The 25,104-nt window shown below is 73.2% G+C and carries 20 protein-coding genes; 11 read left to right on the top strand and 9 right to left on the bottom strand.

The window, feature by feature from the left end:
- Positions 1-38: 38 nt before the first annotated feature.
- Both AC0HI0_RS24580 and AC0HI0_RS24575 read left to right on the top strand, forming a co-directional pair.
- Positions 39-788 (top strand): ABC transporter ATP-binding protein, encoded by a 750-nt coding sequence (locus tag AC0HI0_RS24580; RefSeq protein WP_480934377.1) that lies wholly within the window; start codon positions 39-41, stop codon positions 786-788.
- Complete coding sequence (locus AC0HI0_RS24575; protein ID WP_480925855.1) at positions 785-3,337, top strand: FtsX-like permease family protein; 2,553 nt, start codon at positions 785-787, stop codon at positions 3,335-3,337. Before AC0HI0_RS24580 ends, AC0HI0_RS24575 begins: the two co-directional genes overlap by 4 nt.
- 130 nt (positions 3,338-3,467) lie before the next feature.
- On the opposite strand, the gene AC0HI0_RS24570 is transcribed toward AC0HI0_RS24575, so the two are convergent.
- The 7 genes from AC0HI0_RS24570 to AC0HI0_RS24540 are packed head-to-tail and all read right to left on the bottom strand — an operon-like array spanning position 3,468 to position 12,597.
- On the bottom strand, positions 3,468-4,259 hold the full coding sequence (locus AC0HI0_RS24570; RefSeq protein WP_480925854.1) for a GNAT family N-acetyltransferase: 792 nt from the start codon (positions 4,257-4,259) through the stop codon (positions 3,468-3,470).
- Complete coding sequence (locus AC0HI0_RS24565) at positions 4,243-6,105, bottom strand: S9 family peptidase (protein WP_480925853.1); 1,863 nt, start codon at positions 6,103-6,105, stop codon at positions 4,243-4,245. Before AC0HI0_RS24565 ends, AC0HI0_RS24570 begins: the two co-directional genes overlap by 17 nt.
- A gap of 5 nt (positions 6,106-6,110) precedes the next feature.
- Positions 6,111-7,481: a serine hydrolase domain-containing protein gene (locus AC0HI0_RS24560; RefSeq protein WP_480925852.1), complete on the bottom strand. Its 1,371-nt coding sequence runs from the start codon at positions 7,479-7,481 to the stop codon at positions 6,111-6,113.
- A complete protein-coding gene (locus AC0HI0_RS24555) occupies positions 7,468-9,243 on the bottom strand; it encodes a dipeptide ABC transporter ATP-binding protein (protein ID WP_480925851.1) in 1,776 nt (591 codons plus the stop codon). The genes AC0HI0_RS24560 and AC0HI0_RS24555 overlap by 14 nt, the downstream gene beginning before the upstream one ends.
- Complete coding sequence (locus AC0HI0_RS24550; protein ID WP_480925850.1) at positions 9,227-10,069, bottom strand: ABC transporter permease; 843 nt, start codon at positions 10,067-10,069, stop codon at positions 9,227-9,229. The genes AC0HI0_RS24555 and AC0HI0_RS24550 overlap by 17 nt, the downstream gene beginning before the upstream one ends.
- The gene (locus AC0HI0_RS24545) at positions 10,069-11,022 is read right to left on the bottom strand and encodes an ABC transporter permease (RefSeq protein WP_480925849.1); all 954 of its coding nucleotides are present in this window, start codon (positions 11,020-11,022) and stop codon (positions 10,069-10,071) included. The genes AC0HI0_RS24550 and AC0HI0_RS24545 overlap by 1 nt, the downstream gene beginning before the upstream one ends.
- A gap of 3 nt (positions 11,023-11,025) precedes the next feature.
- The gene (locus AC0HI0_RS24540) at positions 11,026-12,597 is read right to left on the bottom strand and encodes an ABC transporter substrate-binding protein (protein WP_480925848.1); all 1,572 of its coding nucleotides are present in this window, start codon (positions 12,595-12,597) and stop codon (positions 11,026-11,028) included.
- Between the two features lie 164 nt (positions 12,598-12,761).
- Between AC0HI0_RS24540 and AC0HI0_RS24535 the strand changes: the two genes are divergently transcribed.
- The 7 genes from AC0HI0_RS24535 to AC0HI0_RS24505 all read left to right on the top strand — a co-directional run bounded on the left by AC0HI0_RS24535 (position 12,762) and on the right by AC0HI0_RS24505 (position 20,319).
- Positions 12,762-13,649, top strand: a complete 888-nt coding sequence (locus AC0HI0_RS24535) for a serine hydrolase (protein WP_480934376.1) — start codon at positions 12,762-12,764, stop codon at positions 13,647-13,649.
- Positions 13,634-14,758 carry a M20 family metallopeptidase gene (locus AC0HI0_RS24530; protein WP_480925847.1) on the top strand — a complete coding sequence of 375 codons (1,125 nt, stop codon included), beginning with the start codon at positions 13,634-13,636 and terminating at the stop codon, positions 14,756-14,758. The genes AC0HI0_RS24535 and AC0HI0_RS24530 overlap by 16 nt, the downstream gene beginning before the upstream one ends.
- The gene (menC, locus tag AC0HI0_RS24525; RefSeq protein ID WP_480925846.1) at positions 14,755-15,858 is read left to right on the top strand and encodes an o-succinylbenzoate synthase; all 1,104 of its coding nucleotides are present in this window, start codon (positions 14,755-14,757) and stop codon (positions 15,856-15,858) included. The genes AC0HI0_RS24530 and menC overlap by 4 nt, the downstream gene beginning before the upstream one ends.
- A 64-nt stretch (positions 15,859-15,922) precedes the next feature.
- Positions 15,923-17,407, top strand: coding sequence for a phosphorothioated DNA-binding restriction endonuclease family protein (locus AC0HI0_RS24520; protein ID WP_480925845.1), 1,485 nt, complete (start codon positions 15,923-15,925; stop codon positions 17,405-17,407).
- A gap of 54 nt (positions 17,408-17,461) precedes the next feature.
- Entirely contained in the window at positions 17,462-19,264 is a 1,803-nt protein-coding gene (gene recQ / locus AC0HI0_RS24515) for a DNA helicase RecQ (RefSeq protein ID WP_480925844.1), read from the top strand.
- Positions 19,261-20,049 (top strand): pentapeptide repeat-containing protein, encoded by a 789-nt coding sequence (locus tag AC0HI0_RS24510; protein ID WP_480925843.1) that lies wholly within the window; start codon positions 19,261-19,263, stop codon positions 20,047-20,049. Before recQ ends, AC0HI0_RS24510 begins: the two co-directional genes overlap by 4 nt.
- Before the next feature lie 54 nt (positions 20,050-20,103).
- Positions 20,104-20,319: a hypothetical protein gene (locus AC0HI0_RS24505; RefSeq protein ID WP_480925842.1), complete on the top strand. Its 216-nt coding sequence runs from the start codon at positions 20,104-20,106 to the stop codon at positions 20,317-20,319.
- 218 nt (positions 20,320-20,537) lie between these two features.
- Here the strand turns inward: AC0HI0_RS24505 and AC0HI0_RS24500 are convergent, their stop codons facing one another.
- Positions 20,538-21,116 carry a TetR/AcrR family transcriptional regulator gene (locus AC0HI0_RS24500; protein WP_480925841.1) on the bottom strand — a complete coding sequence of 193 codons (579 nt, stop codon included), beginning with the start codon at positions 21,114-21,116 and terminating at the stop codon, positions 20,538-20,540.
- Between the two features lie 88 nt (positions 21,117-21,204).
- On the opposite strand from AC0HI0_RS24500, the gene AC0HI0_RS24495 reads away from it, so the two are divergent.
- Together AC0HI0_RS24495 and AC0HI0_RS24490 are read left to right on the top strand one after the other, a co-directional pair.
- Positions 21,205-22,506: an APC family permease gene (locus AC0HI0_RS24495; RefSeq protein WP_480925840.1), complete on the top strand. Its 1,302-nt coding sequence runs from the start codon at positions 21,205-21,207 to the stop codon at positions 22,504-22,506.
- A 59-nt stretch (positions 22,507-22,565) separates the two neighbouring features.
- Positions 22,566-23,009 carry a hypothetical protein gene (locus AC0HI0_RS24490; protein WP_480925839.1) on the top strand — a complete coding sequence of 148 codons (444 nt, stop codon included), beginning with the start codon at positions 22,566-22,568 and terminating at the stop codon, positions 23,007-23,009.
- On the opposite strand, the gene AC0HI0_RS24485 is transcribed toward AC0HI0_RS24490, so the two are convergent.
- Entirely contained in the window at positions 22,978-24,984 is a 2,007-nt protein-coding gene (locus AC0HI0_RS24485; protein WP_480925838.1) for a hypothetical protein, read from the bottom strand. The genes AC0HI0_RS24490 and AC0HI0_RS24485 overlap by 32 nt on opposite strands.
- Positions 24,985-25,104: the final 120 nt, after the last annotated feature.

Genomic DNA, 25,104 nt, shown 5'->3' with positions numbered 1-25,104 from the left:
CAGGCTGAATCCAGCGAACGTCGATGGAGGGGAACGTGATGGTGGCAGGAACGGTGACCGTGGACACCGCGTTGCGGTTGGAGTCGGTGCGCAAGGTCTACGGCTCGGGTGCGAACGCGGTCACCGCGCTGGACGGTGTCACGGTCGGTCTGCGCCGTGGGGCCTTCACCGCGGTGATGGGCCCGTCGGGGTCGGGCAAGAGCACGTTCCTGCACTGCGCGGCGGGCCTGGACCGGCCGACGTCGGGCCGGGTGCTGCTGGGCGGCACGGACCTCGCGGGGATGTCGGAGAACGCGCTCACCGAGCTGCGCCGGCAGCGCATCGGGTTCGTGTTCCAGGCGTACAACCTGATCCCGTCGTTGACCGTCGAGCAGAACATCACCCTGCCGCTGCGGTTCGCCGGGGTGAAGCCGGACCAGCGGTGGCTGCGCGAGATCGTGGACCGGGTCGGCATCGCGAACCGGCTGGGGCACCGCCCGTCCGAGCTGTCCGGCGGCCAGCAGCAGCGGGTGGCGATCGCACGGGCCCTGGTGACCCGGCCGGAGGTGCTGCTGGCCGACGAGCCGACCGGCGCGCTGGACACCCGGACCGGCCGGCAGGTGCTGGAGCTGCTGCGCGGCCTGGTCGACACCGTGGGCCAGACCGTGCTGATGGTCACCCACGACCCGGTCGCCGCCTCGTTCGCGCACAGCGTGGTGTTCCTCGCCGACGGCCGGCTGGCCGGCGAGCTGCACCAGCCCACGCCGAACGAGATCGTGCACCGCCTGACCGGTCTCGGGGAGTGGTGAGCGTGCGGGGTCTCGCCTGGCAGTTGGTCAAAGCGCGCAAGGTCGCGTTCATAGGCGCGTTCATCGCCATCCTGTGCGGCTCGGCGGTGGTCGCGGCGTGCGGGATGCTGATGGAGTCCGGCATCCGGTCCGGGGTGCCCACCGAGCGCTACGCCGCCGCGGCGGTGGTGGTCGGCGGCGACCAGTCGATCCGGCCCGAGGGCGTCGGGGTGATGGACGCCCAGCAGGTCGGCACGCTGCCCCTGGTGTCCGGCGACCTGGTGCGCCGGGTCGAGGCGGTGCCCGGCGTCGCGAAGGCGGTCGGCGAGACCACGTTCCCGGCCCGCGCGGTCACCGGCGGTGGCCTGGTCGAGGTGCTCGGCCACAACTGGGAGGCCGCCGCGCTCACCCCCTACGAGCTGCGCGACGGGCGGCAGCCCGGGGCGTCGGACGAGGTCGTGGTGGACGCCTCGCTGGCGCAGCGCGCCGGGATCGCCGTCGGCGGCCGGCTCGACGTGATGACCACGTCGACGCCCGTGGGCTACCAGGTGGTCGGGATCGCCGCGCCGACCGGGAAGGACGGTCTGGCCAAGCAGACCGGGCTGTACTTCACCGCCGGGCAGGCCGACCGGCTGGCCGGTGCCGAGGGCCGGTTCCACGCGATCGGCGTGTTCGGCGACGGCGACGCCGCCGATCTCGCCGACCGGGTCGAGACGGCCCTCAAGGGTGAGCACGTGATGGTCGCCTCGGGCGAGGACCGGGGCACCGTCGAGTTCGCCTCGGTCGGGCAGTCGCGGGTGATGCTGATGGCGATCTCCGGGTCGTTCGGCGGGATCGCCATGCTGGTCGCGGGTTTCGTGGTGGCCGGCACGCTCACCCTGGCGATGGACCAGCGGCGGCGGGAACTGGCGCTGCTGCGGGCCATCGCGGCCACCCCCAAGCAGATCGCGAAGCTGATCGGCGCGGAGACCCTGCTGGTGTCGGGTGTCGCCGCCGCGCTCGGCGCGGGGGCCGGCGTCTTCGTCGGCCGGGGCCTGCGCGAGGCGTTCGTCGCGATCGGCGTGATGCCCGCGGAGTTCGAGCTGTCCATCGGGCCGCTCCCGTTCCTCGTCGCGTTCCTGATGGGTGTGGGCGTGGCGCGGCTCTCGGCCTCGGTCGCGGCCCGCAAGCCGTCCCGCATCGCGCCCACCGAGGCGCTGGGCGAGGCGGCGGTGGAACGGCGCGACGTCGGCGTGGTGCGGACCGTCATCGGCCTCGTGCTGCTGCTCGGCGGTGTGGGCCTGGCCACCATGCCGCTGTACCTGCACACCGAGGTCGCACTGGCCATGGCGGGCATGTCCGCGCTGCTCGCGGTGATCGGCGTCGCGCTGCTCGGGCCCAGGGCCGTCGCGCCGATCATGCGGCTGGTCACCGCGCCGCTGTCGAAGCTGGGCGTCACCGGCTACCTGGCCGCCGCGAACAACCGGGCCAACCTGCGCCGGCTGGCCTCCGCGCTGACCCCGCTGATGCTGTCGATCGCCTTCGCGGTGGTGAACTTCTTCAGCCAGACCGTGGCGACGGCCGCCGCCGTGCAGGAGTCCGAGCAGGTCATGAGGACCGACTACGCGGTGACCGCGCCCGGCGGGGTGTCGCCCGAGGTGGCCGACGCCGCCCGGCGGATCGACGGGGTCGCCTCGGCCGGGTCGATGGTGCGCACGCAGGTGACCGTCGTCACCGACGAGGTCGGGCCCGGCGACGACCGGTCGCTGATGATGCGGCGCAAGCCCGCGCTGGGCCTGGACCGCGTCGGCGACAACGTCGACCTGGCGGTGACCTCCGGCTCGCTGGACGACCTGCGCGGCAACACCGTGGCACTGAGCCGCAGCGAGGCGGGCAGCCAGGACGTCGGTCTCGGCGGCACCCTCAAGCTGTACCTGGACGACGGTCAGGAGGCGAACCTGAAGGTCGTCGCCCTCTTCGACCGCGACCTGGCCTACGGCGGCTACGTGCTGCCCGCCGAGCTGGCCCGCGCGCACAGCACGAGCAAGCTGGACAGCTCGACGCTGGTCAAGCTGGAGCCCGGCGCGGACCAGGAGGCCGTGCGGGCGGAGCTGACCGCGTTGGCCGACCGGTACCCGGGCCTGACCGCGATGGGCAAGGGCGAGCTGGGCCCGGCCGAGCGCGGCGACCGGTACGTCCAGTTCTGGGTGAACCTGGTCGCGGTGGGCGTGATCCTGGGCTACATCGCCATCGCGGTGGCCAACACGCTCGTGCTGTCCACGTCGCAGCGGCGGCGCGAGTTCGCGCTGCTGCGCCTGGTCGGCGGCACCCGCCGGCAGGTGGTCCGGATGATGCGGGCCGAGGCGATCACCCTGGTGGGGATCGCGGTCGTGGTCGGCAGCCTGATCGCCGCCGTGCCGCTGGTGCTGCTCAGCGTCGGCTTCATGGGCACGCCGGTGCCCAGCGGCCCGATCGGGGTGTACCTCGGGATCATCGGGTTCGCGGCGCTGCTGGGGTTCCTGGCGCTGGGCGTGCCGACGCGGCTGGCGCTGCGGGCCAGGCCCGTGGACGCGATCGGGATGCGTGAGTGACGGAGAACCGGAGCCCTCGGCGTCGTCGTGGACGCCGAGGGCTCCGGTGCACGTGCGGTGCGCGGGGTCGCGCCGCACGGGTGGTGCGGACCGGTGCGCGGCCTTTCGCAGGCCGCGCACCGGTCCAGGTTCAGGCGACGACGTAGCTGCCGTCGCGGGCGAAGCCGAGCACCTTCGCGCCCGCGTCCATCCGCGATCCCAGCTCCGCCCGCACCCGCAGCCGCCACCGGGACGCCTCGTCCGGGTCGGTGGCCCGCAGGGACTCGATGTCCGCCGGCACCCGCACCGCGAACCCGCTCCCGGCACCGCCCGGGAGCCCGTCCGCGACGGCCTCCGCCGGTTTCCCGTCGCACGCCGCCGAGACCTCCGGCGACCTCAGGTCCCACGACGCCAGCAGCCGGTCGCTCGCCCCGACGCCGTTGATCCCGTCGTCCATCTCGCCGTAGAAGTCCGGCAGGTACTCCACGGCGGTCGCGGCGAGCTTGCACAGGTTGAAGTACGCGTTGCGGCGCACCAGCGGGTCGAACGTCCAGGTGATGTGCTCCAGCCCGCGCGCCAACGCCCACGCCCGCTGGTGCAGCTTCAGCGCGAAGCCCACCGACCGGCCGCGCATCTCCGACCGCACGCCGGTCACGTGCGAGTGCAGCGTCCGCCCGGCCGGCGCGGCCAGGAAGCCCACGGTCGCGCCGACCAGCCGGTCGCCCGCGAACGCGCCGACGACGTAGTTGCCGGAGTGCGCGAACACCCGCATCAGCTCGTTGGTGACCGGCGCGTTCGTCGGGCTCGGCCGCCAGATCTCCCGGTACAGCCGGTCGACCTCGGCGATGTCGCCGACGTCGTGCAGCTCCCGGATGGCGACGCCCGACGTGGCCGCCGCGACCTCGGCGGCGCGCGCCGGCGCGGTGTCAGGAACGGTCATCATCCGCCGACCGCTCCCCGGTGTTGGCCACGACCCAGTCCACCACCCGCCGGTTGTAGTCCACCCGGTGCGCCGGCTTGCCGTCGAGGATGAACAGGTGGCTGCCGCCGGGGTACACCACGAGTTCGGTCGCGACCCCGTTGGCCAGCAGCGCGTGGTACCACTGCTCGGCCTGCCCGACCGGGCAGCGGTCGTCGGCCTCGCCGTGCAGCACCAGCGTCGGGCTGCTCACCCGGTCCGCGAAGGTGACCGGCGACAGCTCGCGCAGCAGCCCGGCGTCGCCGCCGATCTCGAACTCGGCGATCATCGAGCCCGCGTCCGACGTGCCGGCCATGCTGAACAGGTCGCTGACCACGCCGCCCGCGACGACCGCGCGGAACCGGTCGGTCCGGGTGGGCAGCCAGCACGACACGAAGCCGCCGTAGCTGTACCCGGTGAGCGCCAACCGCTCCGGGTCGACCAGACCTTCGGCCACCAGGGCGTCGATCGGCTCCAGGAAGTCGGCCTGGTCGGCCGAACCCCACCCGCCGAGCCCGCCGCGCAGGAACTCCTCGCCGTACCCGTCGCTGGCGCGCGGGTTGAGCAGCAGCACCGACCACCCCTGGTCGACCAGGACCTGGTGGTAGAGGTGCACCGAGTCGCGCACCGGGCTCCACGCGTTGTGCGGCCCGCCGTGCACGTCCACCAGCAGCGGCGACGGCCCGGTGGTGGCCGGCGAGCGCAGCAGCCAGCCGTGCACCTCCACGCCGTCGGAGACGGTGAACGACCGGGCCCGCGGCCTGGCGTAGCGGACGTCGGTGAAGTCCTCGACGTAGGAGGTGACGAAATCCAGCTCGCCCGTCGCGGTGTCGACGAACGCGACCTCGCCGAAGTGGTCGGGCGTGGACACGATCACCGCGGCGGTGTCGCCGGCCACGGACAGTCCGGACACCACCCGGTCGCCGCCGACGAGCTTGCGGATCGACCCGCCCTCGTAGGCGTACAGGTGCGTGCACCCGTTGTCCCGCGCGCAGAACAGCAGCGCGGAGCCGGTGCTCTGCGGGAGCCCGCCGGGGTAGCCGCTGCCGCCCGGCATCACGTTGCGGTCCAGCTCGGCGGTGATCGTCTTGCCGCCCTGCACCAGGACGTTGTTGTAGACGCCCGCGCGCGGCGTGGAGATCAGCAACGGCTCCTCGTCGACCCAGACGACCCCGCCCACCGCGCCCTCGCCCGTGGTCGACAAGTCCGAAGTGGACAGTTCGAGCACGTGGGCGGGCGCGGCGCGGTCGATCGCGAGGCCGTCGGTGAACGCCAGCCGCGTCCCGTCGGGCGACCAGGCGATCATGCCGACGAAGACGTCGCCGTCGGCGACCTGCGCGACCGACCGGTCCGCCACGTCCAGCACGTGCAACCGCGACTTCATGCCGCGGAACCGGCCCGCGCCGTCGAACTTGTGCACCAGCGCGGACGTGACGACCGGGTCGCCCGCCGCGGTGCCGCCGACCATCGCCGCGAACGCGATCCGGCTGCCGTCCGGGCTCCACACGGGCACGCCCGCGCCGTTGGCCAGTTCGGTCACCGCCTCCGGCTCGCCGCCGTCGGCGGGCAGCAGCCAGAGCTGCCCCTCGCGCAGGAACGCGATGGTGCGGCCGTCCGGCGAGAACCGGGGCGAGGAGTCCGCCCTGCCCCGGGTGAGCCGGCGCGGCACGCCGTCCCGGCCGACCGACCACAGCGACCGGGTGTTGTCCTCGCCGTCGACCTCGCGCAGGACGTAGACCACCCGGCTGCCGTCCGGCGACAGCGTCGGATCGCTCGGCGACCGCACCAGCAGCAGGTCGTCGAGGACGTGCGCCCGTGTGGATTCCCCCATGGTGGCTACTCCGATTCGGTGCGGACCGCGGCCCGGCTGTTGAACAGGTACTCCGCGCGACCCTGGTCGTCCGCGCCGACCAGGGTGAGCACCTGGTGGTGCCCGTGCTCCTGCTCGACCGCGATCAGGCTGTTCTCGCGCAGCTTCACGACCTCCACCTTGTGCGGTGCCATCAGGGCGCGCGACTCGGCGGTCAGCGGGGTGATCTCCAACCAGCCCCGGCCCTCGTCGTCCACGGACAGCTCGTGGCCGACCATGGGCGTCTGGTAGACACCGGTGATCCGGTCGCGGTCCAGCGGCTCGGGGTTCGCCGGGGGCGTCGGGGCGTCGGGGATCTCCGCGCCGGCGAGTTCGCGCATCAGCGGGAGCACCAGGTCCTGGTAGAGCTTCACGCCGTCCAGGCTGTTGGTCAGCAGCGCCACGGCGACCTCCGCCGAACCGGAGACCCGCAGGAACGCGTTCTGCCCGATGGTGCCGCCGTCGTGGCCGAACACGTCCGCGCCCCAGCCGAACAGCTCCCAGCCCAGACCCCACGCCTCGGCCAGCAGCCCGATGTAGGGCACGTCGGTCTGCTTGGTGCGCATGGCCGCCGCGCTCTGCCCGGACAGGATCGCGCCGCCGCCGGCGAGGTGCGCCCGCGCCCAGCCGAGCAGGTCGCGGGCGCTCATGGTGAGCAGCGAGCCGGCGGGTGCGTTGGACGGCGCGAGCGACCACGTCGGCGCGGGCACCGGGGTGCCGTCCGGGCCGGGCACGTGGCCCAGCGCGGCGCGGAACAGGATGGCCTCGTTGGCGTTCGTGGCCAGGTGCGCCAGGCCGAGCGGCTCCGCGATGCGCTCCTTGAGCACCGCGCCGAACGGCTTGTCGCGCAGCACCTCGACGATCCGGCCGAGCACGACGTACCCGCTGTTGCAGTAGGAGAACATCGCGCCGGGCGGGTGGATCTGGGCGGCCTCGGTGATGGTGCCCAGGTACTTGGCCACGGCGTCCTCGCCGCTGCCGGTGTTGTAGAACAGGTCGCCGTCGATGCCGACGGTGTGGTTGAGCAGCTGGCGGGTGGTGATCACGGCGTTGGCCGCCGCGTCCGCGACCTTGAAGTCCGGCAGGTACTTCACCACCGGCTCGTCGAGGTCCAGCAGGCCGTCGTCGACCAGCTGCATGACCAGCGTGGCGGTCCAGACCTTGGTGATCGAGCCGACCTGGAACACCGAGTCGGTGGTGGTCTCGACCCCGGTGGCCAGGTTGAGCACGCCGGCGGCGGCGTCCACGACCTCGCCGTCGACCAGCACCGCCACCTGCGCGCCGGGTACCCCGTGCTCGGCGACCAGCTCGGCGAGCCGACCGGGCAGCCAGGTGGCGAGCTTCTCACTGCGCGACATGCGTTTCTCCTCCAGTGCGTGCTGCGGTGTCCGGGATCGACTCGACCAGCCGGACGGTGTACGGGTGAGTGGGGGCGTCGAGCACCTCGGCGGTCGCGCCGTGCTCGACCACCCGGCCCCGGTGCATCACGACCATGCGGTCGGTCACCTGCCGGGCCACGGCCAGGTCGTGGGTGATGAACAGCAGCGCGATGCCCAGGTCGCGGTTGGCCCTGCGGAGCACTTCCAGCACCTGTGCCTGCACCGAGACGTCCAGCGCGGCAACGGGTTCGTCGCAGACCAGCAGGCGCGGCCGGACGGCCAGCGCCCGCGCGATGGCGACCCGCTGGCGCTGCCCGCCCGACAGCGCGGCGGGCAGCCGCTCGGCGTGGTGGCGGGGCAGGCCGACCAGGTCGAGCAGTTCGTCCACTTCGGACTTGAGGTCGGTGTCCGTGCGCTGCCGCAGGGCTTCGGTGAGCGCGTAGCCGATGGTGTGCGCGGGGTTCAGCGACGAGTACGGGTCCTGGAACACGCACTGCACCAGCCGCCGGGCCTGCGCCCGCTGCCCCTTGCGCAGCCGCCGGTAGGACGTGATGTCCAAGCCGCCCAACGTGATCCGGCCCCCGGTCGGGTCGGTCAGGCCGAGCACGGCGCGGGCCAGCGTGGTCTTGCCCGACCCGGACTCGCCCACCACGGCGAGCGACTCGCCCTCGGTGACGTGCAGCGAAACGCCCTCCAGCGCGGTGAACGAGGTCGGGCGCAGGCCCCTCGACCGGTAGACCTTCACCACGTCGACCAAGTCCAGCAGCGTGTCGCCGACCGGCGCGCGCACCGACAAGTCCGCGCTGTCGTCGGAGACGGGGGACAGGTCGACCTCGTCGTGCCGGCGGCACGCGGTGGCCCGCCCGCCGAGGTCGACCAGCGGGGGAGAGTGGTCGGTGCAGGCGTCCTCGGCCCACGTGCAGCGGTCCGCGAACGGGCACCGGTCGGCCACGTCGGCGGCGGCCGGCACCGAGCCGGGGATGCCCAGCAGCACCGGTTGGCGGCGGGTCGCGGACGGCACCGAGCGCAGCAGCCCCGCGGTGTAGGGGTGGGCGGGCCGGTCCAGGTCGCCGGACGGCGCGGACTCGACCAGCGCGCCCGCGTACATCACCAGCACCCGGTCGCACGCCGACCGCGCCACCCGCAGGTCGTGCGTGATCAGCACCAGGCCCATCTCGCGCTCGGCCTGCAACCGGCGCAGCAGGGCGAGCACCTCGGCCTGCGTGGTCACGTCCAGCGCGGTGGTCGGCTCGTCCGCGATCAGCAGCCCGGGGTCCTTGGCCAGCGCGGCGGCCAGCGCCACCCGCTGGCGCATCCCGCCGGAGAGCTGGAACGGGTAGCGCCCGGCCACCGCCGGGTCGGTGATGCCCACCTCGGCCAGCCGGCGCAGCACCTCGGCGCGGGTGCCCCGGCCCGGCAGGCTCTCCAGGACGTGGGTGCCGACCGTGGTCAGCGGGTTGAGCATGGTGAACGGGTCCTGCATGAGCAGCGACACCGCGTGCCCGCGCACCCCGCGCAGCTCCCGTGCCCCCACCAGCTCCCGACCGGCCAGCCGGGCCGAGCCGCCGGCGCGCAGGCCCTGCGGCAGCAGGGAGACCAGCGCCCGCGCGGTCAGCGACTTGCCGGAACCCGACTCGCCGACCAGCCCGACCGTCTCGCCCGGCCCGATCGAGAACGACACCCCGCGCACCAGCGGGCGGGACCGCCCGTCGTGGACGGTCAGCTCACGCACGTCCAACATCGCGCCCCCTCGCGGCCATCCGGTCGTAGACCCGGTCGCCGACCAGCGTCACGCTCGCCGCGACCACCGTGATCAGCACGGCGGGGCCCGCCATCGCCGCCGGGTTCAGGTCGAGCAGTCCCTTGTTCTCGGCCAACATCCGGCCCCAGTCCGGCGCGCCGGTGCCGACCCCGAGCCCGAGGAACGCCAGTGCGGCCAAGCCGACCAGCGCGCTGACGAAGGTCAGCAGCAGGTTCGCCACCACCGTCGGCAGCACGTTCGGCAGCAGGTGGGTGAACAGGATCCGGCCGGGGCCCAACCCGACCGTGCGCGCCGACTCGACGTAGGCCAGGTTCCGCTGCGCCAGCACGGCACTGCGCACCATCCGCACGTCCGACGGCACGCTCAACGCGATGATCACGCCGATGGCCAGCGGGTAGCCGCCACCGAACACGCCCACCACCACGATCGCGACCAGCAGCGGCGGCACCGCGTAGACCAGGTCGACGCCACGCATGATCGCGGAGTCCACCCAACCGCCCCGGTACCCGGCGAGCAGGCCGATCGCGGTCGCCAGCACGGCCACGCCGACCGCGACGACCGCCGGGCCCAGCAACGCGATCCGCGCGCCGGACACCAGCCGGGACAGCACGTCGCGGCCCAGGTCGTCGGTGCCCAGCCAGTGCTCGCCGCTGGGCGGCATGGCGGTGTTGGCGAGGTCTTGCGCGCCCGGGTCGTGCGGCGCGAGCCAGTCGCCGCCGAGCGCGGCGATCACCACGAGCCCCAGCGCGAAGACCGGGACCGCCGCGGGCACCTTCCGCGCGAGCAGCCGCACCCTGGTGGCCATCACGCACCCCCGGAGTGCCGGACGCGCGGGTCGAGCCCGAGGTAGCACAGGTCGACCACGAGGTTCACCCCGATCATCAGCGCGGCGGTGAGCAGGGCCAGCCCCTGCACCACCGGGATGTCCTTCGTGGACACCGATTCCACCAGCAGCGAGCCCAGGCCGGGCAGCGCGAACGTCGACTCGACCAGCACCGCGCCGGTCAGCGACATGGCCAGCACCAGCCCGGCGGAGGTGATCACCGGCAGCGCCGAGTTGCGCAGCGCGTAGCGGCCCAGCACCAGCCGCCGCGGCAGGCCGCGCGCCTCGGCGAAGGTGACGAAGTCCTTGTTCGCCACGTCCAGCGCGGCGGCCCTGGTCTGCCGGGCCACGATCGCGATCCCGGCCACCGCCAGCGTCACCGCCGGCAGCGTGAGGTGCTCGACCCGGCCCGCGAACCCCTCTCCCGCGCCGAACACCGGGAACCAGCCCAGCCCGACGCCGAACACCGTCAACAGCAGCAGCCCCACCGCGAACGGCGGCGCGCTCACCCCGACCAGGGCGGTCAGCGTGACGCCCCGGTCGAGCGGCGAGCCCCGCCGGATCCCGGCGGCGAGCCCGGCCGGCACCGCGATCAGCAGCACCAGCACGAAGGCGTAGAGCCCCAGCCCGAACGTCACGTCCAGCCGTTCGGCCAGCATGTCGCCCACCGGCTGCCCGGAGCGCACCGAACGCCCGAAGTCCAGCCGCACCACGTCGCCGAGCCACTGCCAGAAGCGGGACAGGAACGGGTCGTCGAGGTGGTGCCGGGCCCGGATCGCGGCGATCAGCTCGGGTGTCGGCGGCCGGGCGCCCAGCAGCGTCTGCTCGGGACTGCCCGGACTCGCGGCCAGCAGCGAGAACACCACGAACGACGTCACCAGCAGCGTCGCCGCCGCCGCGAAGACCCGCTTGCCGAGGAAGCCCAGGATGTACATCGGCTACGCCGCTGCCCGCAGCCAGGCGACCCAGTTCGCCCCGGCCAGCCACGGCGTGGGCTCCGGGCTGAACACCGCCTCGGAGCGCACCGCGTGCATCAGCTGCTCCTCGAACAGCGGGATGTAGGGCAGCTGCTCGGCGTTGATCCGCATCACGTCGCCGATCGCGGACTTCTCGCCCGCCATCACGGCGAGCTTCCCCTCCACCTCGGGGGTGGTGAAGGCCGCGGTGTTCAACCCGTTGGGACCGATGGACTTCTTGCCGAACATCAGCGGCAGCATCTCGCCGGGGTAGGGCGTGCCGCCGCCCGCGCGCATGATCTGGAGCTTGAGGTCCTTGGCCGCGTACAGCTGCGCGACCCACTGCTGGTCCGTCATCGCCTTGGGCGTCAACGTGATCCCGATGGTCGACAGGTTGCGGGACAGGTTCTCCAGCGTCAGCCGCGACCAGTTCTGCGTGGTCGGGTAGGGCACCTCGACGCTGAACCCGCCGGGGTGCGCGGACTTGGCCAGCTCCTCCTTGGCCTTGGCCAGGTCGAACTCGTAGACCGGCAGCGAACCCGTCAGCTTGTCGGCTTCGTCCTTGCCCAGGAAGGAACTCAGCTGCAACGTCGACACGGGGCTCGCGGAGAGCTTCCCGCGCCCGCCGAACAACGGCTCCAGCAGGCCCTTGCGGTCCACGGAGTGCGCGATCGCCTTGCGCACGTGGATGTCGTCGAACGGCGCGGTGTTCACGTCCAGGGACAGGTAGTTCACGCTGACGCTGCCGGTGGTGTAGACGTTCACGCCCGAGGTGCGCTCCCACTTGCGGGCGTCCTGGAGCGGCAGGGCGAACGTGCCGTCCACCTCGCCGGCGATCATCGCCAGCCGCAGCGCCTCGGGGTCCGGGATCGGCTTGTAGTTCACCTTGACGACCTTGGGCTTCTCGCCCCAGTAGCCGTCGAAGCGCTGGAACACCACGCCGTCGGCGGGGGAGAACTTCTCGACCCGGTACGGGCCCGCGCCCATGCCCGGCTTGTCCGGCCCGCCGAGGTCCTTGCCCGCCGCCTCCAGGTACGCCTTGGGCTGCACGACCCAGACGAGCGCGGCCACGTACTGGAAGGCGGGGTCCGGCGTCTTGAGCTTCACGGTGACCTTGTCGGGCCCGGTGACCTCGACCCCGGCGACCGAGCCCAGCAGCATCGCGGTCTCCGCGGCCTGCGCCGGGTCGAGCTGGCGCTGCAACGAGAAGGCCACGTCCTCGGCCGTCATCGTGCTGCCGTCCCAGTACTTCACGCCCTGCCGCAGGGTGTACTCGTAGGTCAGCGGGTCGGGGTTGGCCCAGGACGTGGCGAGCTTCGGCTTGAGCCTGCCCTCGCCGTCGAGTTCCAGCAGGGCGTCGAACGAGGCGTAGATCGCCAGGTTCGACCTGCTGTCCATGGCGTGGGCGATGTCCAGCGACCGGGGCGCGCCCGGCATCGCCCACGTCAGTTCGGAGATCTCGGAGTCGGTCGCGGTCCGCTTGGCGGCGGGCGCGGGTCCCGAGCCGCACCCCGCCACCACGAGCAGCACCACTGCGACCAAGGTCAACCGCATCGCCCTCACCTGCCTCTTCGCAAGGAATTGGCACATCGTGCTGGTGGCGCGGGTCCCAGTGCTTCGTGCAAAGCGACAACTGTCCAGTCCGCGGTTCGTGGGCTCGGACGACGCGCTGCGGGCCGCGGTGGTCGTGAACTGGACGACGACCCGTGATGAATGGAGTGCACATGGCGACCGAGGTGGTCCGCGAGATCCGGCGACGTGCCGAGGAGGTCGGCGTCCGGGTGTGGTTGCACGCCGCAGAGGTGGACGGGACCCGCGAACTCGCCGTCGACGCCGACGACCCGGTGCCCTCAGCGTCGGTGTTCAAGGTGCCGGTCGCCGTGGAGCTGGCGCGCCAGGGCGCGACCGGCGAGGTCGACCTGGCCGAGCGGATCACCTACGTCGCGGGCACCGGCACGATGTCGCCGTTCGGCCTGGCCACCTACCGCCACGACGTGACGATCTCCTGGCACGACCTGGCCATCCTGATGATCGGCATCAGCGACAACGTGGCGACCGACCTGGTCGTGGAGCGGATCGGGCTGCCGTCGGTCGCGCGGCTGCTGGCCGACCTCGGCTTCGCGGACACCGCCGTGCCGTACCACTGCGACGGGTTGTTCCAGACCATGATCGAGGACGCGGGCGGCGAGCTGGACGAGGAGCGGTTCGCCTCCCTGACCCGCGAGGAACTGCTGAAGATGCGGATCCTCCAGCCGGCCGAGACCTGCCGGACCACGGCCGCGGAGAGCACCCGGCTGCTGGGCATGGTCTGGCGGGACGAGGCCGCGCCCGCCGAGGCGTGCGCGGACGTCCGGAACTGGCTGGGCCACCAGGTGTGGCCGCACCGGCTGCGCTCCGGGTTCCACGAGGAGGGCATCCGGGTGTCCGGCAAGACCGGCACGCTGCCCATGGTGCGCAACGAGATCGGCGTCGTGGAGTACCCCGACGGCGGCCGTTACGCGGTGGCCGTGTTCACCCAGGCGTTCGACACCCGCGCGCAAGCCCCCGAACGCGACCGGTTCATCGGGTTCGCGGCGGCCCACGCGATCGAATGGCTGCGTTCGTGAGCGCCCTGGTGGAGAAGTTCACCGCCGCGCTGCCCGAACTGCTCGCGGACGTCGAAACACTGGTGCGCAAGGAATCCCCTTCGTCCGATGTGGACGCGGTGGCGGAGAGCGCCGACCTGGTGGCCGCGATGGGGACCAGGATCCTGGGCGTCGAGCCCGAGCGGATCGGGCCGCACCTGCGGTGGCGGCTGGGCGACGGGCCCGCGCGCGTGGTCCTGGTCGGCCACCACGACACGGTGTGGCCGCTCGGCTCGCTGGAGACCCACCCGTTCTCGGTGGCCGACGGCGTCCTGCGCGGGCCGGGGTGCTTCGACATGAAAACCGGTGTGGTGATGGCGTTGCACGCCGTCGCCGCGCTGCCCGACCACACCGGCGTGACCGTGCTGGTGACCGGGGACGAGGAACTCGGTTCGCCGTCGTCGCGGGGCCTGGTGGAGGAATCGGCCACCGGCTGCGCGGCGGCGTTCGTGCTGGAGGCCGCCGCCGGTACGGCGGTCAAGACCGCGCGCAAGGGCGTGTCCCTGTACGAGGTGCGCGCGCTCGGCAAGGCCGCGCACGCCGGCCTCGAACCCGAGAACGGCGTGAACGCGGCGATCGAGGTGGCGCACCAGCTGCTGGCCGTGGCCGCGCTGAACTCGCCCGAGGTGGGCACCACCGTGACCCCGACGCTGACCCGCGCGGGCACCACGACCAACACCGTCGCGGCGGCCGGGAGCTTCTCCGTCGACGTGCGCGTGACCAGCCTGGCCGAGCAGCGGCGGATCGACGAGCGGATGCACGAGCTGGCGCCCGTCGTCCCCGGCGCGGTGCTGGAGGTCGTCGGCGGCCCGAACCGCCCGCCGTTGCCGGCGTCGGCGTCCGAGGCGCTGTTCGCGCGCGCCCGGCGGCTGGGCGGGGAACTCGGCCTGGAACCGATCACCGGCGTCGAGGTCGGCGGCGCGTCGGACGGCAACTTCACCGCCGGCGTCGGCACGCCCACGCTGGACGGGCTCGGCGCGTGCGGCGGCGGCGCGCACGCCGACCACGAGCACGTGCTGGTCGAGCACATCCCCGGCCGCACCGCGCTGCTGGTGGCGTTGATGGACGAAGTACTCCGGGAGACGGCGTGAAACTGCGGGATGTGGAACTGCGGCGGATCAGGATGCCGCTGGTGTCGCCGTTCCGGACGTCGTTCGGCACGCAGACCGGGCGCGACCTGCTGCTGGTGCGGGTGGTCACCGACGACGTCGAGGGCTGGGGCGAGTGCGCCGCGATGGCGACCCCGGTCTACTCGCCCGAGTACCTGGACGGCTGCGCGGACGTGCTGCGGCGGTTCTTCGTGCCCGCGCTGCGCGAGGTGGAGCGCCTGGACGGCACGGCCGTCGCGCCCGCGCTGCGCAAGTACCACGGGCACCTGATGGCCAAGAGCGCGCTGGAGATGGCCGTGCTCGACGCCGAGCTGCAGACCCGGGGCACGTCGTTCGCGAGGGAGCTGGGAGCCGAGCGCGACACCGTGCCGTGCGGGGTGTCGGTCGGCATCATGGACTCGATCCCCGAGCTGCTCGACGCCGTGGCGGGCTACCTGGACGCCGGGTACGTGCGGATCAAGCTGAAGATCGAGCCGGGCTGGGACGTCGACCCGGTCCGCGCGGTGCGCGAGCGCTTCGGCGACGACGTGCTGCTCCAAGTGGACGCGAACACCGCCTACACCCTGGCCGACGCCCGCCACCTGGCCCGGCTGGACCCGTTCGACCTGCTGCTGATCGAACAGCCGCTGGCCGAGGACGACGTGCTGGGCCACGCGGAACTGGCGAAGACCCTGGCCACCCCGGTGTGCCTCGACGAGTCCATCACCTCGGCCCGCACGGCGGCGGCCGCGATCCGCCTGGGCGCGTGCGAGGTGGTCAACATCAAACCCGGCCGCGTGGGCGGCTACCTGGAAGCCCGCCGCATCCACGACGTGTGCGTGGCCAACGGCGTGGCCGCGTGGACCGGCGGAATGCTGGAAACGGGCCTGGGCCGAGCCGCGAACGTCGCCCTGGCCGCCCTGCCGGGCTGCACCCTCCCCGGCGACACCTCCGCCTCGGACCGCTACTACAGCACGGACATCACCGAACCCTTCACCCTGGACAACGGCCACCTGAAAGTCCCCACCGCCCCCGGCCTGGGCCTGCGCCCGATCCCGGAACTGCTGGACGAGGTCACCGTGTCCAGCGAGTGGCTCACCTGACGACCCCGGGTAGGCGGTCGACCGGAGCACCACCGACCCGGCTTGATCTGGCAACGTGTCCGGGATGCGGGTGACGGATGACGCCGGGGTCGCGTTGGACGCGGAGATCTCGGTTTCGGGGCGTGGGCGGCGGTTCGAGGTCGTGATCACGGGCTCGGCGCCGGGGGTGGTCGAGCTGATCTTGCGGCGGCTCGCCGGGTACGACGCCGAGCTTTCCGGTGTGGAGGGTGTTCGGCTGGGGGATCTCCGGGAGTTCGGGGAGCCGGCCGGACGGATCGGCGGGTTGCCCGCCCGGTTCGTGGTCGAGCTGGGCGGGACGTCGGCCGCCCGGCTCGAACGGGACGTGGCGGGGCGGGCCGCGCGGGTCGACCGGCGGTTCGGGGTCGACGAGCTGATGGCCACCCTGGGCGACCTCAACCGCTACCGCCGGGACGGGCCGCCGTCGTTGCACAAGCCCCTGGCGCTGGTGTGGGCACTCGGGCAGTTGGCGCTGGGGCGGGACCGGGTGTTCCCGTGGCCGGTCTTCCGGGACGCGGTGCGGACCGTGCTGGCCGAGTTCGGGACCACCCGGGCCACGCCCCAGTACCCGTTCTGGCACCTCAGGGGCGAGGTCGGGCTGTGGGAGACGCACGGGATGACCGGCGAGCCCAAGGCCGGTGACGCCGACGCGGCGGCCGGGTTCACGGTCCGGGCCGCCGAGTTGCTGGGCGACCCGGGGGTGCGGGCGCAGGCGCTCGACGTGCTGCGGGTCGCCTACCTGGGTGACGTCGACCAGCCCGCGCTGTTCCGCCACGTCGGGCTCCCGGTGCCCGTGCCGCCGTCCGCGCTCGACCTGCTCGGCGGGCTGGTCGGCCGGGAGGTCAAGACCGTCACCGGGTACTCGAACTGGGTCCTGGACCTCGACCCGGTCAACGTCCTGGTCCGCACCCGCCGGTCGGCCTCGGGCGAGCCGGTGCCGGTCAGCGCCGTGCAGGCGGGGCTGGACCGGCTGTTCGAGCGGGGACGGGTAGCCGCCGACGTGAAGACGCTCGGGCACCGCAGCGCGTTCGTCGCCGCCGTTCTCGCAACGTTGCCGCGCGCCATGGTCACCCGCGCGCCCGCCGCCGTCTCGCTCGGTTACGCGCCCACCGTGCCCGATCGCGAGTTCGGCGAACTCGACCGGGTCGCCCTGGCCCGCTACCGCGTCGAGCAGGAGGCGCTGCGGCACGTCCTGATCGGCGACGACGCGAACGGCCGGTGCGCGCTGTGCGGCCGGGTGCTGCCCGTCGAGCTGCTGGTCGCCGCGCACATCAAGCGGCGGTCCGAGTGTTCCGACGACGAGCGGCGCGATCTGCGCAACGTGGCGATGCTCGCCTGCCACCTCGGCTGCGACCGGCTCTACGAGCTGGGCTACGTCACCGTGGGCGCGGACGGGTCGGTGCTCACCTCCGCCGCACCGGGCGCGCTGGCCGAGCAGCTCGCGCCGCTGTCCGGTCGGACCTCCGGCGCGCACCACGACGGCTCGGCCGGCTACTTCGCGTGGCACCGCGACCGGGTGTTCCGGGGTTAGCACTGGTCAGCGCCCACGCACCGGCCTGTCGGTGCATTTGGTTACCATCGCCTGGTGGATTCGCATGAGGTTCTGCGAAGGGTCTTCGGTTACGACTCCTTTCGCGGCGACCAATCGGAGATCGTGGGGCACGTCGTCGGCGGCGGTGACGCGCTCGTCCTCATGCCCACCGGCGGCGGCAAATCGCTGTGCTACCAGATCCCGTCGCTGGTCCGCGACGGCGTCGGCGTGGTCATCTCGCCGCTGATCGCGTTGATGCAGGACCAGGTCGACGCGCTGCGCGAACTCGACGTGCGCGCCGGGTTCCTCAACTCCACCCAGTACCCGGACGAGCGCGCGCTGGTGGAGGCGGAGTTCCTGGCCGGCGAACTCGACCTGCTCTACCTGGCCCCGGAGCGGCTGCGGGTGGAGCAGACCGTGCGCCTGCTGGAGCGCGGGAAGATCGCGCTGTTCGCGATCGACGAGGCGCACTGCGTCTCCCAGTGGGGCCACGACTTCCGGCCCGACTACCTGGCCCTGTCGCACCTGCACGAGCGGTGGCCGGACGTGCCTCGGATCGCGCTCACCGCGACCGCCACGGCGGCGACCCACGCGGAGATCGCCGAGCGGCTGAACCTGGGCGACGCCAAGCACTTCGTGGCCAGTTTCGACCGGCCCAACATCCAGTACCGGATCGTGCCGAAGAACGAGCCGAAGAAGCAGTTGCTGGAACTGCTGCGCAACGAGCACGCGGGCGACGCCGGAATCGTCTACTGCCTGTCCCGCAATTCGGTGGAGAAGACCGCCGAATTCCTCAACCAGAACGGCGTGTCCGCGCTGCCCTACCACGCCGGCCTCGATTCCGGCACGCGCGCCCGCAACCAGGCGCGGTTCCTCCGCGAGGACGGGCTGGTGATGGTCGCGACCATCGCGTTCGGCATGGGCATCGACAAGCCGGACGTGCGGTTCGTCGCCCACCTCGACCTGCCGAAGTCGGTCGAGGGCTACTACCAGGAGACCGGCCGCGCGGGCCGTGACGGGCTGCCGTCCACGGCGTGGCTGGCCTACGGCCTCCAGGACGTCGTGCAGCAGCGCAAGATGATCGACGACTCGGAGGGCGACCAGCAGCACCGCCGCCGGCTGATCGCCCACCTCGAAGCGATGCTGGCGCTGTGCGAGACGGTGGAGTGCCGCCGCGTCCAGCTGCTGGAGTACTTCGGCCAGAGCGGCACGCCGTGCGGCAACTGCGACACCTGCCTGAGCCCGCCGGAGACGTGGGACGGCACGGTGCCCGCGCAGAAAGTGCTCTCCACGGTGTACCGGCTGCGCAGCGAGCGCCGGCAGAAGTTCGGCGCGGGCCAGACGATCGACATCCTGCTGGGCCGCAAGACCGCCAAGGTGATCCAGTTCGACCACGACGGCCTGTCGGTGTTCGGCATCGGCACCGAGCTGAACGAGAGCGGCTGGCGCGGGGTGGTCCGGCAGCTGCTCGCGCAGGGCCTGCTCGCGGTCGAGGGCGAGTACTCGACGCTGGCGCTCACGCCGGCCAGCGAGGAGGTCCTGTACCAGGGCCGCAAGGTCCTGATGCGGCGCGAGGCCGAGCGGGCCGCGAAGGTCAGGACGGCCAAGCCGAAGAAGGGCGAGCCGGTCGACCTGCCCGCCGAGGCCGCGCCGCTGTTCGAGCGGCTGCGGGCGTGGCGGGCGGCGCAGGCCAAGGAGCAGGGCGTCCCGGCCTACGTGATCTTCCACGACGCGACGCTGCGGCAGATCGCGGCGTCCGCGCCGGGCACGCTGGCCCAGCTCGGCACGGTCAGCGGCGTGGGCGAGAACAAGCTGGCCAAGTACGGGCAGCAGATCCTGGAGACGCTGGCGTCATGACCGGGCTGCGCGCCGACTGCGGGCGGTGCTTCGGGTTGTGCTGCGTGGTGCCCGCGTTCGCCAAGTCGTCGGACTTCGCGATCGACAAGCCCGCGCGCACGCCGTGCCGCAACCTCGGCGCGGGGTTCGGCTGCGGCATCCACACCGAGCTGCGGCAGCGGGGTTTCCCGGGCTGCACGGTCTACGACTGCTTCGGCGCGGGCCAGCAGGTCGCCCAGGTCACCTTCGGCGGGCGCAGCTGGCGGGACGCGCCGGAGACCGCCGGGCTGATGTTCGACGTCTTCCCGGTGGTGCGGGAGCTGCACGAGATCCTCTGGCACCTGACCGAGGCGCTCGCGCTGGAGGTCCCGCGCCCGTTGCGCGCCGAACTCGCCACGGCCCGCGCGGCGGTGGCGGAGCTGACCGGCGGCACGCCCGAGGCGTTGGCGGGCTTGGACGTCGGCCCGCACTGGCGCACCGCCGGCGGGCTTCTCGACCGGGTCAGCGCGCACGTCCGGGGCAAGGGTGGCCGGTCGCGGCGGGGCGCGGACCTGATCGGCAAGAACCTGCGCGAGGCCGACCTGCGCGGCACCAGCCTGCGCGGCGCGTTCCTGATCGGTGCCGACCTCACCCGCGCCGACCTGCGGCGGGCCGACCTGATCGGCGCGGACCTGCGCGGTGCGGACCTGACCGGTGCGGACCTGTCCAGCGCGCTGTTCCTCACCCAGGCCCAGGTGGACGCCGCAAAGGGCGACGCCACCACGGTCCTGCCACCGACTTTGGCCCGCCCCGCCCACTGGGGCTGACCGCCGGCGGGGCCCCGCCGGCGGGGACCAGGGCGTGCCCTGCGGATCGTTCTCATGATCGACGACGTCCACCACATCGACGTCGACGGGCGGCCGGTACGGGTGGGACGCGTGATCGCCGACCAGGGCGGTACCCACCCGCGCAACGCGGTCGAGCGCTGCTTCCATCGGCTCGAACAGTTCCGGGGCCTGGCCACCCGTCATGCGAAACGAGCCGCCTGCCACCGCGCCGAGATCGTCCTGGCCCGCATCGTCCTCCACCTCCGATGAGAATCCGCAGGACACGCCCTGGCTGTACTGACTCGTGGCGTTGTTGACGCTTGGGTGGCCGGTCGGGTGATGGGCGGGTGGCTTCCGATGGCGTTGTGGGCGAACTCGTGCCGCAGGGTGCGGTTGGACCGTTCGGTCTTGCCGTTGGTCCGGGGGCGCACCCGGCCCGGTGGCGGGTCACCACGACGCGCCGCCAACAACCTCATGAGTTACTGCACCTAGAGCCGGGCGAGCGCCCCGTCCACCACGTCCTCCAGAGCGCGCCGGTCGTCGGTGACCTTGCCCAGCACCCGCAGCCCGTAGTACGCGCTGATGAAGAACCTGGTGCTGATCAACGGGTCCACGTCGCGCACCAACTCGCCGTCGCGCTGCCCGCACGTGATCACGTGGCACACCGCGCCCTCCAGCCGCCCGAACTGCCGTCGCACCTGCTGCGCCACCAGGTCGTCGGTCCCGCCCGCGTCGACCGCCGCGTTCACCGCCAGGCACCCCCGGCGCGCCGGATCGGCCAGGTCGACGTCGATCACGGCCAGCATCAGCGCGCGCAGCCTCTCCTTGGCCGCACCCGGGCGTTGCAGGATCGCCAACTGCTCGCCGAAGCCCCGTTCGGCGTAGCGCCGCAGGACCCGTTCGTACAGACCGTGCTTGCTGCCGTAGGCGTTGTACAGGCTGCCGCGTCCCAGACCCGTGCACACGCACAGGTCTTCCGTCGAAGTGGCCTCGTACCCCTTCGACCAGAACACCTCCATCGCGGCGTCCACGACCGCCGCGTCGTCGAAACCCCGTGGTCTGCCCACTCAGCGGAGCGTAGCCGGTCGGGCACGCGGAGATCACCGACGTGGCACGGCTATCCGCAGGCGCCCGGGTTTGGGAGGCTGTTCCGTTGTGGGCGAGAAGATCACGGGCTTAACCGTCGCGCAGGGCACCGCGATGTACGTCGGCGCGGTGCTCGGCACCGGCGTGATCGCGGTGCCCGCGCTGGCCGCCCAGGTGGCCGGTCCGGCGTCGCTGCTCGCGTGGCTGTGTCTGGTAACGGTCTCGGTGCCGCTGGCGGTCACGTTCGCCGCGCTCGGCGCGCGGTTCCCGGACGCGGGCGGGGTGTCGACCTACGCGCGGCTGGCGTTCGGCGAACGCGCGGCCGCGGTGGTGGGCTGGTGTTTCTTCTTCGCCGTGCCGCCGGGGGTGACCGCCTCCGCGCTGTTCGCGGGCTCCTACGTGGCCGATGCGGCGGGTGGTGGGCGGTTCACCCAGGTCGGCACGGCCGTGGTGCTGTTGTCGTTGGTCGCCGCGACCAACTGGGCGGGGCTGCGTGCTTCCGGGCGGGTGCAGTGCGTGCTGTCCGGCCTGCTCCTGCTGCTGGTGTTCGGCGCGGTGCTGCTGTCCGCGCCGATGATGGACGCGGACAACCTGGAACCGTTCGCCCCCAACGGGTGGGCGGCCGTGGGCCCGGCCGCCGCGCTGCTGGTGTGGAGCTTCGCCGGGTGGGAGGCGATCACGCACCTGGCGCAGGAGTTCGGGAAGCCGCAGCGCGACCTGCCGCGCGCGGTCGGGTACGCGGTGGCGATCGTGGCCCTGCTCTACCTGTCGGTCGCGTTCGCGACGGTCGCCGTGCTCGGCTCGGAGGTCAACACGCACGCGCCGCTGGGCGAACTGCTGTCCCGCGCGCTGGGCGGGAACCTGAAGGTGTTCGCGGCGATCGCCGCCGTGCTGCTGACCGCCGGTTCGATGAACGCCTACGTGGCGGGCGGCGCGAAGCTCGGCGCGGCGCTGAGCCGGGACGGGGCGTTCCCGAGCAGGCTCGCCGTGGGCAGCGTGCGCGGCGCGGTGCCGCGCCGGAGCCTGGCGCTGCTGATGGGGCTGGCGTTCGCGGTGCTGACGGTGGTGGTGGTGTCCGGGGTCGGCCTCAAGCCCCTGGTGCTGCTGACCACGGGCCAGTTCGTCGCGGTGTACTTGATCGGCGCGGCGGCGGCCGTGCGGCTGCTTCCCCGGCGCAGCAAGGTCCGCTACACGGCGGTGGCCGCGCTCGTCGGGGTGGTGGTGCTGCTGGTGGTGTCCGGTGCGTTCATGGTGCTGCCCGCGCTGGTGACCGTGCTGGCGCTGCTGTTCCTGCGCTGGAACCGCCGCCGGCGCGGCCTGCTCGACCAGGACGGCAACCTCTCGTCGGTGGAACTACGTCGACGGGCGTAGGTCGCCGAGCCGCTGCACGGCGGACGTGGTGAGGCCGCGCGGCGGCCACCCTGTGACCCATGAAACTGGCCCCTGCGCAACGCAAGACCGTGCTCCTGCTGCACGTCGTGTCGTCGGTCGGCTGGCTCGGCGTGACGGTCGGCGACCTGTTCCTGTCGTTCGTGGCGCTCGACCGGCCCGTGGTCTACCAGGCGATGGCACCGCTCGGCGACTACGTCGTGCTGCCGATGGGCCTGCTGTCCCTGGTGACCGGCGTGCTGGTGTCGGTCGGCACGAAGTGGGGCCTGGTCAAGCACCGCTGGGTGCTGGTGAAGCTGGTGTCGACGGTGATCGCCCTCGTCGCCACGACGTTCGCGCTGCGCTCCGCGCTGCACGCCGCGGCGGCCGGTGCGAGCGGGGCGGGTACGGACGTGCTCGTCGCGAGCTGCGTCTCGCTGACCATCTACCTGGCCAACACCGCGCTGTCGGTGTTCAAGCCCTGGGGCCGGACCCGGTGGGGCTGAGCCCGGCCCGGCGGCGTTCCACGGTCGCGCCCAGCTCGACCGGGTCGCACTCGGCCAGGTGGTCGCGCACCACGGCGTGCGGGAACCGGTTGTCGTCCACCAGCAGCACCCGGTCCCGCGCGGACTGGATGACGGCCTTGCGCCGCAACGGGAACTCGTCCAGCGCCAGCGGCTTGGCGAGCAGCTCGGCGACCGGCTCGCAGGGCCGGGTGCAGCGCGGCGCCACGGCCAGGCCGACCACCAGCCCGGTCAGCGCGTCGAGCGCCTGCCACCGCACGCCCGCGCCCAGCGCGGCGGCGAGCCCGATCCCGACCAGGCCCGCGAGCGGTAACCAGCGCAGGCCGCGCCCCGCCGCCGGCAGGTCGCGCAACGATTCCCACACCCCGGTCAGCCCGCCCGCGAACACCCCGACCACCGCGCCCGCGCCCAACCCGATCCCCAGCCCCGCGAGCAGGTCCGCCGACGCCCCGGTGAACACCGACACCGCCGTCGGGGCCAGCGCGCCCGCCACCGCCCAGTAGCGGTCACGGGTCAACCCGAGCGCCACCAGGTACGCCACCACCGGCACCACCGCGTGCGCGAGCCACACCGGCGACTGCGCCACCAGCCCGCCCAGCCGGCCGCCGACCAGCGACACCCCGCCGACCGCGACCGCGCCGAGCACGAACCCCGCCGCCGCCCACAGCGGGCCGCGCGACCGCGACCCGACCGGCGCGGCGAACCGCCCGCGCGCCAGCCCCGCCGACGCCACCGCCGCGACACCCGCCGCCGTCAACCCCAACCGCAGCCCGACGACCAGGCACAACGCCGTCACGGCACCGGCCAGCGCGCCGGGCCCGGCCCGCCGGAACAGCCGCCACACCGGTGCCGGCCCGACGAAGTCCAGCCACACCTCGCGGCGCGGCAGCCGGTGCCGGGCGACCAGGTCGACCCGGCGGCGGGAGATCCGGGCCAGGAACCGCAGCGCCCGCAACGTCCGCTCGGCCCGGCCGGGCCCGCGCGCGGCGGACTCGACCAGGTAGGTGTCCAGCAGGCCCCGGTACTCCGCCCGCCCGGCCCGGTGGGCCAGCGCGAGCAGCCCGAACGCCAGCGGCGTGCGGACCTCGTCCCACAGGTCCGGGTTCTTGGCCAGCGCTTCGCCCAGCCCGTCCAGCCGGGGCCCGCAGGACGCGATCAGGTCCTGCACGTCGTTGCGCCGCAACGGTTCCACGTGCACCACGTCGTAGCGGGGCAGCCGCTCGTAGTCGTCGCCGGCGCAGCACACCACGACCTGCGGCAGCTTCAGCGCGGTGATCCAGGCCAGGCAGTCCGCGCGGTCCGCCCCGGGCAGGTCGTCCAGCCCGTCGAACAGCACCGCGAGCCGCCGGTCCCGCAGCCACGTGCGGCCCAGCCGCGCGCCGATCCGGTACCGGCTCGCCAGCGCCCGCAGCAGCCACTCGGCGAAATCGTCGTCCCGCCGCCACGACCCGAGGTCGACCACCACCGGCACCGGCCGGTCGGCGTCCGCGCGGGCCCGGCCCAGCAGCGCCTCGGCCAGTTCCAGCAGCAGGGTCGTCTTGCCCGCGCCGGGTTCGCCGTGCACGACCAGGGGCGTGCGGATCCGGGTCGGCAGGCTCGGCCCGACCTTGGGCGCGACCCCGAGCTTGAGCCGCACCTGCTCGGCCAGCGAACCCTCCTGCCGGGCGCGCACGTACCGCTCCACGCGGTCCAGCGCGGCGGTCCGGTTGGCCGGGTGCGCGGGCCGCCGCTGGACCAGCAGCGCGCTCAACGGGTCCCACGCGGCCAGCGCGACCGTGGTCACCGCGAGCAGCACCAGCGACGGCCACAGCCAGGTGGCGTACGGGCCCAGCACGCGCGGCGCGGAACCGCCGGTCGCGGCGTTGATGGCGATCGGGAGGAGCACCAGACACGTCACACCGCCCGCGCCGATCAGGGCGATCAGGCGCGAGGTGCGGGCGAGTCGTCGGTGGTCCATATGCCCCTTCCGCAGGTCGCAACGACGGTAACGGCGTTTGCGGTTCCGTGGTAGGGAAGTTCCCGTGGCCGGGTGATCACCACTGGTGATTACGCCGAACGGCGGACATCGGTAATGCTT

This window comes from Saccharothrix sp. NBAS 001, assembly GCF_056640475.1.
Note: the sequence above shows the minus strand (reverse complement) of the source record. Positions and strands in the feature narration are given on the sequence as shown.

Excerpts from the sequence above, each read along its gene's own strand:
- AC0HI0_RS24560 (WP_480925852.1), bottom strand. The coding sequence starts at position 7,481 with ATGTCGCGCAGTGAGAAGCTCGCCACCTGGCTGCCCGGTCGGCTCGCC.
- AC0HI0_RS24510 (WP_480925843.1), top strand. The coding sequence starts at position 19,261 with ATGACCGGGCTGCGCGCCGACTGCGGGCGGTGCTTCGGGTTGTGCTGC.
- AC0HI0_RS24530 (WP_480925847.1), top strand. The coding sequence starts at position 13,634 with ATGGCTGCGTTCGTGAGCGCCCTGGTGGAGAAGTTCACCGCCGCGCTG.
- AC0HI0_RS24520 (WP_480925845.1), top strand. The coding sequence starts at position 15,923 with ATGCGGGTGACGGATGACGCCGGGGTCGCGTTGGACGCGGAGATCTCG.
- AC0HI0_RS24485 (WP_480925838.1), bottom strand. The coding sequence starts at position 24,984 with ATGGACCACCGACGACTCGCCCGCACCTCGCGCCTGATCGCCCTGATC.
- AC0HI0_RS24545 (WP_480925849.1), bottom strand. The coding sequence starts at position 11,022 with ATGTACATCCTGGGCTTCCTCGGCAAGCGGGTCTTCGCGGCGGCGGCG.
- AC0HI0_RS24505 (WP_480925842.1), top strand. The coding sequence starts at position 20,104 with ATGATCGACGACGTCCACCACATCGACGTCGACGGGCGGCCGGTACGG.
- AC0HI0_RS24565 (WP_480925853.1), bottom strand. The coding sequence starts at position 6,105 with ATGGGGGAATCCACACGGGCGCACGTCCTCGACGACCTGCTGCTGGTG.
- AC0HI0_RS24555 (WP_480925851.1), bottom strand. The coding sequence starts at position 9,243 with ATGTTGGACGTGCGTGAGCTGACCGTCCACGACGGGCGGTCCCGCCCG.
- AC0HI0_RS24570 (WP_480925854.1), bottom strand. The coding sequence starts at position 4,259 with ATGATGACCGTTCCTGACACCGCGCCGGCGCGCGCCGCCGAGGTCGCG.
- AC0HI0_RS24490 (WP_480925839.1), top strand. The coding sequence starts at position 22,566 with ATGAAACTGGCCCCTGCGCAACGCAAGACCGTGCTCCTGCTGCACGTC.
- AC0HI0_RS24550 (WP_480925850.1), bottom strand. The coding sequence starts at position 10,069 with ATGGCCACCAGGGTGCGGCTGCTCGCGCGGAAGGTGCCCGCGGCGGTC.
- AC0HI0_RS24540 (WP_480925848.1), bottom strand. The coding sequence starts at position 12,597 with ATGCGGTTGACCTTGGTCGCAGTGGTGCTGCTCGTGGTGGCGGGGTGC.
- AC0HI0_RS24580 (WP_480934377.1), top strand. The coding sequence starts at position 39 with ATGGTGGCAGGAACGGTGACCGTGGACACCGCGTTGCGGTTGGAGTCG.